This is a genomic window from Stenotrophomonas sp. YJH_SMC_4 (assembly GCF_059371575.1).
Genome location: NZ_JCAFUR010000008.1, coordinates 1 through 12,789, shown reverse-complemented (window position 1 = coordinate 12,789; position 12,789 = coordinate 1). Strand labels below are relative to the sequence as shown.

Sequence of the window (12,789 nt, the reverse complement as noted above, 5' to 3'; positions counted from 1 at the left end):
CGGTGTTCTTTTGCAGGGCTTGCAGCCCTGCACCCGCGGTAGTGCCGGCCGCTGGCCGGCAACAGCAACAGCTAGAGCTGGCATTGCGTGGGATGGCGGGGCGGTGTCGGACTGCGGGGACGCTGCAAGTACGTCCCTGTAAGCTTGGCAGCCGCATCCATGCGGCTGACACCCCGCACTCCGACACCGCCCCACCTCTGACAGATCCCCGCAGCTGTTGGTGGGTGCCGACCGTTGGTCGGCACATCTGTCAGATATCGAAATTCATCTATCGAAATTCATCTGGGTCAGAGCCCGTTGCGCAGCAACGGGATCCGACCCCGTGCTCCGACAGATCGCGGAGGTCTGTCGAAGGCGGGGTGGGTCCGGTGGCGGGAGTGTCCGCGGCATGGATGCCGCGGCCAAGCCCCCATGGACGGGTTTACGGCGTCTCCCGCCACCGGACTCACCCCGCCTACCCTCAGGAAACCAGCTTCTGCTTCGGCCGTTGCTGTTGCTTTGGCCTCGGCAGGTGCAGGGCTGCAAGCCCTGCAAACCCAACTCCCTCTTAGTACAGCGTGCGCTCCGGCGCACCGGCCGGCGGCGGGGTGTACTGGTACAGCCAGGTCTCGGTCAGGGTCTTGCCGCCACTGCGCAGGAACAGGCGGATGTCGATCTGCTCGGTACTGCCCTCCGGCGGCACCAGGTCGAACATCGCGCGGTAGCCGTTGATCTCGCGCAGCGGACGCGCCGACACGATCTCGACCCGGCCGCGGCTGGCTTCCACCACCGCCTCGACCTCGCCCTTGTCGATCAGCCTGGCCAGCTCGCCACCTTCGAAGTCCACCGCGAAGCGCCAGCTGAAGTACTCGCGCTTCTTGCCGACCACGCCACCCAGGCCGGTGCGGCTGGCCACGCAGTGCGCCAGCGGCGGCCGTGCCGGCGGTTCGGCACCCCAGTACAGGCGGTAGCCGACCAGCAGTTCCTGGCCCGGCTGCGGTTTTTCCTTCGGGTTCCAGAACGCCACGATGTTGTCGAAGGTTTCATCCACGGTGGGGATCTCCACCAGCTGCACCGAGCCCTCGCCCCATTCGCCCTTCGGCTCCACCCACAGGCACGGGCGCTTCTCGTAGAACACGCCGTCGTCCTGGTAATGGTCGAAGTTGCGGTCGCGCTGCAGCAGGCCGAAGCCGCGGGGGTTGCGGTCCACGAACATGTTGAAGCGCAGGTTGCGCGGGTTCAGCAGCGGCCGCCAGATCCATTCGCCGGCACCGGTCCACAGCGACAGGCCGTCGGTGTCGTGGATCTCCGGGCGCCAGTCCCAGGCCATGCGGCGATCGTTCTCGCCCACCTGGTACATGCTGGTGCACGGGGCGATGCCCAACCGCTCGATCGCCTTGCGCGGGTACAGCGCGCTGTCGATGTCCATCAGCAGCACGTCGCCATTGGTGATCGCGAAGCGATAGGCGCCGGCCACGCTGGGCGAATCCAGCAGGCCGTAGACCACGATCGTGTCCGAATCAGCCGAGGGTTGTTCCAGGTAATAGGCGATGAAGTCCGGGAATTCCTCCGGCTTGCCCATGCCGGTATCGATTGCCAGGCCACGCGCGGACTGGCCGTACTGGCCTTCCTTGCCGACCGCGCGGAAGTAGCTGGCGCCGAGGAAGGCGGCGAAATCGCGATCGGTGTCCTTGCGGGTGTTCAGGCGGAAACCGGCGAAGCCGAGATCAGCCGGCAGCTCGCCGTCCTTGATGCCGCTCTTGCCGTAGTTGAAGGCCGCGCCGTCATAGGCCAGCTCCTGCGCCTTGCCGTCGACCACGTCGAACATGCGCACCGGCGAATGGAAGTACAGGCCCAGGTGGAAGAACTTGGCCTGGAACTTGCCCGGCTGGTCGGCCCACAGCGCATGGTCCTGGCGGTAACCGATCGACTGGTACTGGTCCCAGTCCAGCCCTTCCAGGCGGCCCGGCAGCACCCGCTTGTGGCTCTTGTAGGGCGCCTGTGCCAGCGCGCGCGCCTGGCCCTTCAGGGTGGCGAAGTCGAACGGCTGCGGTTGGCCGAGGCGGCGCAGGCCCATCTGGCCGCTCCTGCTGGCCGCGCACGCGGGCAGGGACGGCAGGCCGAATGCAGCCAGGGCGAGGGAGGCATTGCGGATGAAGTCGCGTCGTTGCATGCAGGCGCGTCAGGCACAGAAGGAAGGTCGGCCATCATAGGCAGACAAACGTTAACGGGCAGCGGAGACGTGCCCTGCCCGTTCAGCTGCCGCTGGCCGCCCGCCTCAGCGCTGGCAGTGGCTGCACCAGACGCTGGCGCGCTGGCCGATGGTGGCGTGCTTCAGCGCGCGGCCACAGTTCGGGCAGGGCAGCCCGTCACGGCCGTACACCAGCAGTTCCTGCTCGAAGTAACCCGGCGCGCCATCAGGGCTGATGAAGTCACGCAGGGTGGTGCCACCACGGGTGATGGCGTAGCCGAGGATCTCCTTCACCGCATCGGCCAGCCGCTGGTAGCGCTCGCGCGAGATCTTCCCGGCCTCGCGCAGCGGGCTGATGCCGGCCTTGAACAGGCTCTCGGCAGCGTAGATGTTGCCCACGCCCACCACCACCGCCTGGTCCATCAGGAAGGTCTTCACCGGCGCGCTGCGGCCACGGCTGCGGGCGAACAGGTAGTCCCCGTCGAAGGCATCGTCCAGCGGCTCCGGGCCCAGCCCCTGCAGCAGCGGGTGGACTTCGCCGGCCGGCTGCCACAGCAGGCTGCCGAAGCGGCGCGGGTCGTTGAAGCGCAACAGGCGGCCGTTGTCCAGGCTGATATCCACATGGTCGTGCGCGCGCAGCGGGGTATCGCCGGGCAGCACACGCAGGCTGCCGGACATGCCCAGGTGCAGCACGGCGCTGCCGATGGCGGTGTCCAGCAGCAGGTACTTGGCGCGACGGCGGATGTCCTCGATGCGCTGCCCCGGCAGCAGCTCGGCCACTTCCGGCGGAATCGGCCAGCGCAGGTCGGCGCGGCGCAGGATCACGCCGTGCACGCGGCGGCCCTGCAGGTGCGGCGCCAGGCCGCGGCGGGTGGTTTCGACTTCGGGCAGTTCAGGCATGAACCGATTCTACGCCCGCTCAGCGTGGCGGCGCCGCCAGTTCACGGGCATCCAGGACACCATCACCGTTGGCATCCTGCTTATGGAAGCGCTGCACGATCACCTGCCGCTGCTGCTCGCGGCGGATCGCCCTGCCCTTGCCACCGGGCAGCTCCTCGGCGCTCAGCACGCCATCGCCATTGCGGTCCATGCGGTCGAAGGCATACAGCATCCACTGCACGTACTCGGCCTCGCTGACCTTGCCGTCGCCATCGCTGTCCATCCGCTGCAGGTAGCTGGCGGTATCGGTGACCTGGGCCAGCGCCGCACCCGGCAGCAGCACCGCCAGCAGAACGCCGTACCCTGCCCTCACGCGCCCACCAGGCTGTAGCCCTTCAATCGCGCAGCGTAGGCCTGCAGCGCCGCGATTCCGCTTTCCTCGGCCTCGCGGCACCAGGCCTGCAGCTGGTGCAGGCGCTCGGCGGCATCGTGGCCGCGGGCCTCGAGCAGCGCCGCCAACCGCGCGCGGTACTCGACCAGGGTGCGGATGCGCGGGCGCTGTGCCACCCATTCGCTGAGCTGGGCACGACTGTCCGGCTTCAGCCAGCGGCCATCGTTGACCAGGCCACGGCGCAGCAGGCGCCGCAGCTTGGCCCCAGCGTGGGCGGCTTCCTCGCGCAGGGCCGGCATGAACACGTTGCGCTGGTAGTCGGTCATCGCCTGGAAGCGGTGCGAGAGCAGCGCCTTCAGGGTCTCGGCATCGGGCACGGCGATGTTCGGGCGTACGTCCATGGCCGGTGCAACGCGAAGCACCTTGGCCAGGCGCAGCGCCTGCAGCAGGCGGATCGCACTCCAGCCGATGTCGAACTCCCAGCGCCGCATCGCGAAGCGCGCCGAGCTGGGGAAGGCATGGTGATTGTTGTGCAGCTCCTCACCACCGATCCAGAACCCCCACGGCGTCAGGTTCGTGGAGGTATCGGCCGATTCGTAGTTGCGGTAGCCCCACCAGTGGCCCAGGCCATTGACCACGCCGGCCGCCCAGAACGGGATCCATGCCATCTGGATCGCCCACAGGGCCACGCCGGGCAGGCCGAACAGCACGCTGTTGATCGCCAGCAGCAGCACCGGGCCCAGCGTGGCGTGCGGGGTATACAGGTGGCGCTCGATCACATCATCCGGGGTGCCGCGCCCGTACTGCTCGATGTCCGCGCGTATGCCGCGTGCTTCCCGGTACAGCTCCACGCCATGCCAGAACACCGTGCCGATGCCGCGGGTGACCGGGCTGTGCGGGTCGTCCTCGGTCTCCACCTTGGCGTGGTGCTTGCGGTGGATGGCCACCCACTCGCGGGTGATCATCGAGGTGGTCAGCCACAGCCAGAAACGGAACACGTGGGCCAGCGCCGGGTGGAAATCGACGCCGCGATGGGCCTGGCTGCGGTGCAGGTACAGGGTCACCGAGAAGATGGTGATCTGGGTGAAGACCAGCAGCACGCCCAACATGGCCCACCAGCCGAGGCCGAGCACACCACCAGTCAACAGGGACATCAGGGCATCGGGCATGGCGGCTCTCCGTATCGACGCGGGGATGGCAGACATCATGGGCGCTTGCGTTGCAAACTGCATCCCTGCGGCGGTGATTGCCACCGTCATCCGTGGCACCGTTCACAGTTGGGGACCTGAGTTGTCGAGCCTTGATCCAAGCGCCAGCACCATGACTGCCGCTCCGTCTGTTGCGGAGCTGCCCCCCTTGATCGAACTGGACCGCGCCACCGTGGTGCGCGGCCAGGTGAAGGTGCTGCACGGGCTCAGCCTGCGCATTGCGCAGGGCCAGCACACCGCCCTGCTCGGCCCCAACGGCTGCGGCAAGTCGACCTTCATCAAGCTGATCACCCGCGAACTGTATCCCCTTGCACAGGGAGACGGCTCGGTGGCGGTGAAGGTGCTGGGCCAGAACCGCTGGCAGGTGGACCGGCTGCGTTCGCAGCTGGGCATCGTCACCGGCGACCTCAGCAGCAACCTGGCCGACATGCCCGGGCTGACCGTGGAACAGGCGGTGCTGTCCGGCTTCTTCGCCAGCTACGTGGTGCCGGCCTTCCGCGAAGTGACCGCCGACATGCGCACGCGCGTTGGCGAGACACTGGCGATGACCGGCGCCCTGTCCCTGCGCGAACGCGCCTATGCCGAGCTGTCGGCCGGCGAGACCCGCCGCGTGCTGATCGCCCGCGCGCTGGTCAATCGGCCGCAGGCACTGCTGCTGGACGAACCCTCCACCGGGCTGGACCTGGTCGCCCGCGAGCAGCTGGTGGCGACCATGCGGGTGCTCGCCCAACAGGGCATCACCCTGGTGCTGGTGACCCACCACATCGAAGAGATCATTCCCGAGATCGAACGCGTGGTGCTGCTGCGCGACGGCCGTGTGCTGGCTGATGGCACCCGCGCCGAACTGCTGCGCAGCGCGCCGCTGTCGGCGGTGTTCGGTGGCGCGATCACCGTATGCGAGCAGGAAGGCCGGCTGACCGCGTACGCGGGGTGAGGCGGAGCCCTCGGGGGAAACAAGGGGCCTGGAAACCGACAGGCCTGGGAGACCGACTCTACCCCGTCGTGATGTCATTCCCGTCGTGATGTCATTCCCGTCGTGATGCCATTCCGTCGCCATGCCGGTGCAGCGGGCCGGATGTTCCGGCCCGCCACCGCCTTGCTCAGAACCGCAACGCCAGTGCGCGCGATTCGATCGGTGCCATCCGGCTCTGATCCTGCAGCTGCAGGTCGCGCAACTCGTACGGCGCACCGAACCCAGCCGGCAACGCGGCCTGATCGAACGGCAGCACCAGCTGGCCACGCCCCGGTCCATCGAACCACGCGGCCGCGTGCGCCTGCGCCACCGGCTTCAGCTGGCCATCGCGGCCGGTGGCATACAACGTGCCACGCGCCTCGTAACGACCGGCGGCGGCCACCTGCAGCGGCAGCGCTACCTGGCGGCTGGCCGGGTCCGGTGCCGCCTGGCCACTGAAGCGCGCAGTGGGCCGCGCCACCGCGAAGGCCACCTTGCCATCGCGCAGCACACCATCGGCCTGGGCGAACACCTGCAGTTCCCACAGCCCCTGCACGTTGCCGACATCAGCCGGAATCCGCACCTGCGCACGCAGGGCACCATCGGTGGTGCGCAGCAACCGTTGCGGCCAGCTGCGGCCATCCGGTGCGACCAGCAGGGCTTCACCGCCCAGGCCGCCACGACGCAATGCCAGCTGCGCGGTGGTGGCGCCGTCTTCCAGCAGGCGTGCCTGCAGCTGCACGTTGCCACCGGCCAGCACCTGCGCCTGGTTGGCCTGCACTTCCAGCCGCAGCGGGCTGTTCGGCTCCAGCACCTGCACCACGTAGCGGCCCTGTGCCTGCGCGCTCTGCAGCGTGTACGCACCGGCGGCACTGGTCGCGCCGGTGCGCAGCATGCTGCTGCCATCCCTCACCGGCATGCCGGCCTGCTGCAGCGCACGCGCGTCGACACTGCGGGCCACGCTGCTGCGGCCCGCCGGGTCGCGCACTTGCAACGCATTCGCCGGCACTGCCCGCGCGCCTTCGGCCGGGCTCAGCTGGATCACCGCATCGGCGGCCGTCAGCGGTAGATCGAGGCCGCGCTGCAGTTGCGTGCCATCGACCTGCTGCCAGTAGCTGCGGCTGACCGAGGCATACGGAGTCGCCGCCTGCAACGATTGCGCCGGGTCCAAGGCCCAGGCGAAGGACAGCGGTGCGCGTTCGCTGTCATCGGCCGGCAACGGCGCGGCAACCAGCGCCGCGGGCACCTGGTCGCCTGCGCGGGCGGCCTGCAGCGGCTGCGCGGCCTGCGCTGCGGAAAGGGACAGTGCTGCCAGCACGGCGCCGGCCAGCAGGGTGGATTGAATCGTCATGGTCGTCTCCCTCACTGGGTCAGGTCGTTGCGCAGCAGGGTGCCGAGGCCGAAGCACTCGCGGCGGCTCTGGTTGTGGCTGAGCGGTTCTGCGCCCTGGGTACGCGCCTTGTCGGTGAACCAGGTGGTGCCGGCGGCCTTCTGGCTGCTGCACTCCAGGAAGCCATCGGAGCAGGACGACAGCCAGTTCTGGGTGAACTCCAGGCCGACGTTGGCGGCATAGCCGCCGCAGTAACTGTTGCTGTCCCACACCGCCGATTCCACGTCGCTACCGACCACCGCGCGGAACGGCTTGGGCAGCGCTGGGCGACCGGCCGTGCCATACAGGTTCTGCGCGTTGTAGGTGGCCATGCTCGCCACCTGCTGCTGGCGCACCGCGTCGTTCTTGTAGCCCAGCAGCCAGCCCAGCGAGGTTTCAAAGGTGTTGCCGTTGAGTACCGCATCGGCCAACGGCGTACCCGCCGAGGAAGGTGCCAGCGCGGTGACCTTGCGCACCGTGCGGATGATCTTCGGATAGCGGCTGTCGTAGGTCGGGTTGGACAGGATCCAGCGCACCACATTGCCGCCGTTGGAATGGGTGATCACCACCAGCTGGGTGATGCCACGGCTGTCGATGAAGCTGGTCAGCTGGTTGGCCAGGCAACCGGCAGCTTCGGGCTTCCACATGTACTGGGTGAAGTCACAGTTGATGACCACGTAGTTGCTGCTGTTCGGCAGGCCCTGGCGCACGGTGTCGATGATCGCCGGCTGCCAGTAGTCCTGGGTGGCGTTGGTCTGCGCGCCGGTGCCATGCACGAAGGCCACGCCGACCACGTCGGCGGCCTGCGCCGGCGCTGTTGCAAGCCCGAGGAGCAGGGCCAGGACGGTACTTCCTGTTGCGGTGCTGCGCATCGCTTCTCTCCCTCTGTCTTCGGATCCCCCCGACCCGGCTGGAACTGGACGGCCCTGGCGCTTGCCGTTGTGCCGATGCTCGCGGTGCAACGGCGTGAAAGTCCGTGCGCTGCGCCCGGAATCAGGAGACTGACGTCAAACGATGACGCTTTTCATATCGCGACAATGACCATGCCGGGTCTGGCCGTATGACCGATGGCCACTGCAGTGTCGTATGGGGGCTGCGATCATGGCGTTGTTTTCTCTCCCGGAGCCTGTCCATGTCGCTGATTTCCCACCCTGCCCGCCCGCTGCTCGGCCTTGCCGTCGTCGCGGCCCTGGCCGGTTGTGCCGCCACCGCCACCAAGCCGACCGCCGTCGAAGCCAACATCACCACCAAGGCGGTGGGCTATCTGGACAAGAGCGCGGTTCCGGCCAGCCTCGACCTGGTACCGGCACCACCGGTGGCCGGTTCGGCCGCGCTCGCCCTGGACGAGCAGGTCAGCCGTGAAGCCCGCGCGCTGCGTGGCAGCCCGCGCTTCGCCCAGGCCGGTGTCGATGCGGAACTCGGTTTCCCCGAAGGCGCCAACCACTTCTCCTGCGCCGCCGACATCGACGTCGATGCGGTGAAGACCCCGGCGCTGTATCGCCTGCTGGAGCGCAGCCGGATCGACGCCAGTGCGGCGACCAAGGCGGCCAAGAACCACTACCAGCGCCCGCGCCCGTTCATGGTCAATGGTGAACCGACCTGCTCGCCGAAGGACGAGGAAGGCCTGCGCAAGAACGGTTCCTACCCGTCCGGCCACACCTCGATCGGTTGGGCCTGGGCACTGATCCTGTCCGAGATCGCGCCGGACCGCGCCGATGCCATCCAGGCCCGTGGCCGCAACTACGGCGAGAGCCGCCTGGTCTGCAACGTGCACTGGCAGAGCGACATCCTCGAAGGCCGCTTCATGGGCGCCGCCGCGGTGGCCCGCCTGCACGACAACGCTGAGTTCAACAAGGACCTGCTGGCCGCACGCAAGGAAATCGCCGCCGCACGCAAGGCCGGCCTGCACTCCAGCCGCGATTGCAGTACCGAGAATGCGGTGCTGAAGGTGCGCCCGCAGAGCGCGCTGTAAGCGCGCGCCGGATCACTCGTTGCCGGCCAGCGGCCGGCACTACCAATGGGTGTGAAGCAGAAGGGCCGGCATTGCGCCGGCCCTTCTTCATTGCATCAACGCAGCCACCGCATCAGAACTTCGCGGTGAACTCCACGCCCCAGGTACGCGGCTCGTTGAGGAAACCGGTCAGGTTGTTGAAGTCGATCGCACCGACCACGCGGGTCTGGTTGGTCAGGTTGCGGCCGAACACGGCCACGTCGTACTGGCCGTAATCCCAGTTGTAGCCCAGGCGCAGGCCGCCTTCCAGCGAACTACGGCCGCGGAATTCCGGCGACTCGTAGATGAAGAAGTTCACCGCGCTGCGGTAGGCCCAGTCCGTGTAGGCGTACAGCTCGCTGCCATCGCTGAGCGGGAAGCCCACGCGCAGGGTCGCGTTGTGGATCCACTTCGGCGCCTGCGGCAGCGGGTTGCCGTTCACCAGCGCATAGGTCTGGCCGTTGATCACCGTGGTCGGGTCGTTGATGGTGCAGCCACCGCCGCAGATCGCCACCGCCAGATCCTTGTCCTTGATCTCGGTGTCGTTGTAGCTGCTGCCGAAGGTCAGCAGGACGTTGTCGGCCAGGTAGGCTTCCAGGTCCAGTTCCACGCCCTGGCCGATGGTCTTGTCGGCGTTGAGCAGGGTGGCGGTGTTGTTGCTGCCACCCACCGCGATCAGCTGCTGGCCATCGACGTTGTAGCGGAACACGCTCAGGCCCAGGCGCGCGCGGCGCTCGAACAGGTCGGCCTTGATGCCGGCTTCATACGAGATGACCTTCTCCGAGTCGGCCTGCGACAGGCCCGGCGCGAAGGCCAGGCGGCCCTGGATCGACGGTGCGCGGAAACCCTTGGCCACGCGGGCGTAGGCGTTGATGTCGTCGGTCAGCTTGTAGACGCCGCTGACATCCCAGCTGACGTCGTTGACGTCGGTGTTGGCCAGGTACGGGCCGCTGACCGGGGTGCCGAACGGAACGGCCTGCAGCACGCTGGCGCTGAAGTCCTTCTTGTCCTGGGTGTAGCGCACGCCGGCGCGCAGCTTGAAGCGATCGGTGACATCGAAGTCGCCCGAAGCGAACACCGCCCACGCCTTGTTGCGCTGGTTCTGCACCACGTGGCCGGTCTGTGGATTGCCCGGGGTCAGCGAGTCGTAGTTGAAGTTGTTGATGGTCACGTCTTCATCGAAGTAGAAGACGCCGGCCTGCCAGTCGAAGCGGCCCCACTCGTTGGACTCGATCCGCACTTCCTGCGTCCACTGGCGGTGGTGCGGCAGGCCGTCGGCCGACTCCGACGAGAATGGAATCAGGCCCGGGCCGTAGTTGCCGGCACCGAGGAAGGCCGCACCGTAGCCGCCGTCGATGTCGCCACGGTTGAGCGATTCGGCGGTCTCGTAGCCGGTGATCGAATGCAACGTCACCGAGCCGAGGTTCCACTGCAGGCGCGCGCTGCCGCCCCAGGTTTCCAGGTCGGAGAAGTTGACGCCGTCGTTGGCCACCTTGTCGCGGTCGAAGTTCTCGACCAGCGAATTGCCACCCTTCTGGATGATGTTGGCGCGGAACAGGCGGGCGGTGCCGTTGAGCTTGCGCTTGTGCAGGTTGAACAGCGCTTCGAAGTCGTCGCCTTCGTACAGGAACTGCACGCGGCCGGCGGCTTCGTCATAGCCTTCGAAACCACTGTTGGGGGCACCGGCGCGGGTGTTGTCGACCCAGTCATCGCGGCGCTGGTAGATCGCCGAGACACGTGCCGACCAGCGGTCGGTCAGCGGGCCGCCGTAGGCGCCCTGCACGTTCCAGCTGTTGTAGCTGCCGTAGCCCACGCGCACGTAGCCGTCGGCATCCTGCGACGGGCGCGCCGAATCGAACTTGACCACGCCGGCCGGGGTATTGCGGCCGAACAGCGTGCCCTGCGGGCCACGCAGCACTTCCACGTTGGCCAGGTCGAACAGCGGGAAGCCCTTCAGCAGCGGGCTTTCCTGCACCACGTCGTCATACACCAGCGACACCGGCTGCGAAGCATTGAGGTCGAAATCGGTGTTGCCCAGGCCGCGGATGTAGAAGCGCGGGAAGGCACGGCCGTAGGACGACTCGATGTTGAGGCTGGGCACGCGCGCGGCCAGGAAGCGGATGTCATCGCCGGCCGAGCCGAGCACATCCAGCTTCTCGCCCTGGATCGCGCTCAGTGCGACCGGTACGTCCTTGGCGTTCTCGACGCGGCGCTGCGCGGTCACCTGCAGGGCATCGAGGGCAACCGGATCCTTGGCGGCGGGGGTTTCCTGAGCGGCTGCTACCAGCGGCAGCAGGGCGGAAAGAGCGGCAACGAGGGGGCGCGCGACCGGAAGGCGGCCACGGGAAGTACGGGTCGGGGACATGGCGGTAGGCTGTGTTTGGAGGGGTGGTAAAACGGCGCTACCAGATAATTGTTGCAATACAGCACCTACGCCGCAAATGCCCGCCGTTCATGGCCCCGTCGCCGGCGCCCCCGGGCGCTCGCTAGACTCGGGGTTTCCAACGCGACGGACCCGCCGCCATGACCCAGTGGTACTTCCATGCCTCCGCCCAGGCCGAGCGCATCGGCCCGCTTGATGACGAGGCCGCGCGCCGCTACGCGCAGGCCAATCCGCGCGCGCTGGCCTGGTGCCAGGGCATGAGCGGGTGGACACCGATCGCCGAGGTGGCCGAGCTGCAGGCGGTGGCCCCGGGCATGCCCAACACCCCACCGCCGGTCCCCGTCGGCGCCAGCGGCCGCGCCGACGACATCGAGTTCCGCATCGTCGGCCATGAAATGCAGTTCGTGGAGATCGAGCTCGACCCCGGCGAGAGCGCCATCGCCGAGGCCGGCGCATTGATGTTCAAGGACGCCACGGTACAGATGGACACGGTGTTCGGCGCCGCCAACGGCGACCAGGGCGGCGGCTTCATGGGCAAGGTGATGGCCGCCGGCAAGCGCGTGCTGACCGGCGAGAGCCTGTTCGCCACCGTCTACACGCAGAGCGGGCACGGCAAGGGCAAGGTCGCCTTCGCCGCGCCCTACCCGGGCACGGTGCTGGCGATGAAACTGGACCAGCACGGCGGCCGCCTGATCTGCCAGAAGGACAGCTTCCTGGCCGGTGCGCGCGGCGTGCAGATCGGCGTGCAGTTCCAGCGCAAGATCATGACCGGCCTGTTCGGTGGTGAGGGTTTCATCATGCAGAAGCTGGAAGGCGACGGCTGGGTGTTCATCCACGCCGGCGGCTGTGTGGTGGAACGCGAGCTGGCTGCCGGCGAGCGCCTGGACGTGGATACCGGCTGCGTGGTGGCCTACCACCCGACCGTGGACATGGACGTGCGCCGTGTTGCGGGCATCAAGAGCATGCTGTTCGGCGGCGAGGGCGTGTTCCTGGCCACGCTGACCGGCCCAGGCAAGGTCTGGCTGCAGTCGCTGCCGTTCTCGCGCCTGGCTGGCCGCATGTGGATGGCCGCGCCGCAGGGCGGTGGCCAGAACCGCGGCGAGGGTTCGGTATTGGGCGGCCTGGGCCGGATGCTGGACGGCGACAACCGCTTCTGACCGCCTCCGGTCGTGCCGGCCGCTGGCCGGCAGCCCCATGGACCTTGGCACGCATCCCGGTAGTGCCGGCCGCTGGCCGGCAACCCCATGGACCTTGGAGCGCATCCCGGTAGTGCCGGCCGCTGGCCGGCAACCCCATGGACCTTGGCGCGCATCCCGGTAGTGCCGGCCGCTGGCCGGCAGCCCCATGGACCTTGGCACGCATCCCGGTAGTGCCGGCCGCTGGCCGGCAGCCCCATGGACCTTGGCACGCATCCCGGTAGTGCCGGCCGCTGGCCGGCAGCCCCATG

10 protein-coding genes are annotated in these 12,789 nt (G+C 68.1%); 3 read left to right on the top strand and 7 right to left on the bottom strand.

Going from position 1 to position 12,789, the window contains the following annotated elements; translation table 11 throughout:
* Positions 1 to 547: 547 nt before the first annotated feature.
* The 4 genes from AC5P9F_RS13215 to AC5P9F_RS13200 form a co-directional block, all read right to left on the bottom strand.
* Entirely contained in the window at positions 548 to 2,152 is a 1,605-nt protein-coding gene (locus AC5P9F_RS13215; protein ID WP_012478684.1) for an OpgD/OpgG family glucan biosynthesis protein, read from the bottom strand.
* A gap of 105 nt (positions 2,153 to 2,257) precedes the next feature.
* Positions 2,258 to 3,070, bottom strand: coding sequence for a bifunctional DNA-formamidopyrimidine glycosylase/DNA-(apurinic or apyrimidinic site) lyase (gene mutM, locus AC5P9F_RS13210; protein WP_005407488.1), 813 nt, complete (start codon positions 3,068 to 3,070; stop codon positions 2,258 to 2,260).
* Positions 3,071 to 3,089: 19 nt separating this feature from the next.
* Positions 3,090 to 3,422, bottom strand: coding sequence for an EF-hand domain-containing protein (locus AC5P9F_RS13205; protein ID WP_005407487.1), 333 nt, complete (start codon positions 3,420 to 3,422; stop codon positions 3,090 to 3,092).
* Positions 3,419 to 4,609 (bottom strand): DesA family fatty acid desaturase, encoded by a 1,191-nt coding sequence (locus AC5P9F_RS13200; RefSeq protein ID WP_495231980.1) that lies wholly within the window; start codon positions 4,607 to 4,609, stop codon positions 3,419 to 3,421. The genes AC5P9F_RS13205 and AC5P9F_RS13200 overlap by 4 nt, the downstream gene beginning before the upstream one ends.
* A gap of 151 nt (positions 4,610 to 4,760) precedes the next feature.
* Between AC5P9F_RS13200 and AC5P9F_RS13195 the strand changes: the two genes are divergently transcribed.
* Positions 4,761 to 5,582, top strand: coding sequence for an ABC transporter ATP-binding protein (locus AC5P9F_RS13195; protein ID WP_088430687.1), 822 nt, complete (start codon positions 4,761 to 4,763; stop codon positions 5,580 to 5,582).
* A 166-nt stretch (positions 5,583 to 5,748) separates the two neighbouring features.
* Here the strand turns inward: AC5P9F_RS13195 and AC5P9F_RS13190 are convergent, their stop codons facing one another.
* Together AC5P9F_RS13190 and AC5P9F_RS13185 are read right to left on the bottom strand one after the other, a co-directional pair.
* Positions 5,749 to 6,951, bottom strand: a complete 1,203-nt coding sequence (locus AC5P9F_RS13190) for a DUF4785 domain-containing protein (protein WP_495231979.1) — start codon at positions 6,949 to 6,951, stop codon at positions 5,749 to 5,751.
* An 11-nt stretch (positions 6,952 to 6,962) separates the two neighbouring features.
* Positions 6,963 to 7,841, bottom strand: a complete 879-nt coding sequence (locus AC5P9F_RS13185; protein ID WP_005407483.1) for a lipase family protein — start codon at positions 7,839 to 7,841, stop codon at positions 6,963 to 6,965.
* Positions 7,842 to 8,101: 260 nt separating this feature from the next.
* On the opposite strand from AC5P9F_RS13185, the gene AC5P9F_RS13180 reads away from it, so the two are divergent.
* Positions 8,102 to 8,941 (top strand): acid phosphatase, encoded by an 840-nt coding sequence (locus AC5P9F_RS13180; RefSeq protein ID WP_043035293.1) that lies wholly within the window; start codon positions 8,102 to 8,104, stop codon positions 8,939 to 8,941.
* A 112-nt stretch (positions 8,942 to 9,053) separates the two neighbouring features.
* On the opposite strand, the gene AC5P9F_RS13175 is transcribed toward AC5P9F_RS13180, so the two are convergent.
* Positions 9,054 to 11,324, bottom strand: coding sequence for a TonB-dependent receptor (locus AC5P9F_RS13175; RefSeq protein ID WP_043035292.1), 2,271 nt, complete (start codon positions 11,322 to 11,324; stop codon positions 9,054 to 9,056).
* A gap of 158 nt (positions 11,325 to 11,482) precedes the next feature.
* On the opposite strand from AC5P9F_RS13175, the gene AC5P9F_RS13170 reads away from it, so the two are divergent.
* On the top strand, positions 11,483 to 12,499 hold the full coding sequence (locus AC5P9F_RS13170; RefSeq protein WP_005407480.1) for a TIGR00266 family protein: 1,017 nt from the start codon (positions 11,483 to 11,485) through the stop codon (positions 12,497 to 12,499).
* Positions 12,500 to 12,789 lie beyond the last annotated feature (290 nt).

Bases quoted from the DNA above. Each gene is read 5' to 3' on its own strand.
- AC5P9F_RS13180 (WP_043035293.1), top strand. From the start codon at position 8,102: ATGTCGCTGATTTCCCACCCTGCCCGCCCGCTGCTCGGCCTTGCCGTC.
- AC5P9F_RS13190 (WP_495231979.1), bottom strand. From the start codon at position 6,951: ATGACGATTCAATCCACCCTGCTGGCCGGCGCCGTGCTGGCAGCACTG.
- AC5P9F_RS13175 (WP_043035292.1), bottom strand. From the start codon at position 11,324: ATGTCCCCGACCCGTACTTCCCGTGGCCGCCTTCCGGTCGCGCGCCCC.
- AC5P9F_RS13215 (WP_012478684.1), bottom strand. From the start codon at position 2,152: ATGCAACGACGCGACTTCATCCGCAATGCCTCCCTCGCCCTGGCTGCA.
- AC5P9F_RS13185 (WP_005407483.1), bottom strand. From the start codon at position 7,841: ATGCGCAGCACCGCAACAGGAAGTACCGTCCTGGCCCTGCTCCTCGGG.
- AC5P9F_RS13195 (WP_088430687.1), top strand. From the start codon at position 4,761: ATGACTGCCGCTCCGTCTGTTGCGGAGCTGCCCCCCTTGATCGAACTG.
- mutM (WP_005407488.1), bottom strand. From the start codon at position 3,070: ATGCCTGAACTGCCCGAAGTCGAAACCACCCGCCGCGGCCTGGCGCCG.
- AC5P9F_RS13200 (WP_495231980.1), bottom strand. From the start codon at position 4,609: ATGCCCGATGCCCTGATGTCCCTGTTGACTGGTGGTGTGCTCGGCCTC.
- AC5P9F_RS13170 (WP_005407480.1), top strand. From the start codon at position 11,483: ATGACCCAGTGGTACTTCCATGCCTCCGCCCAGGCCGAGCGCATCGGC.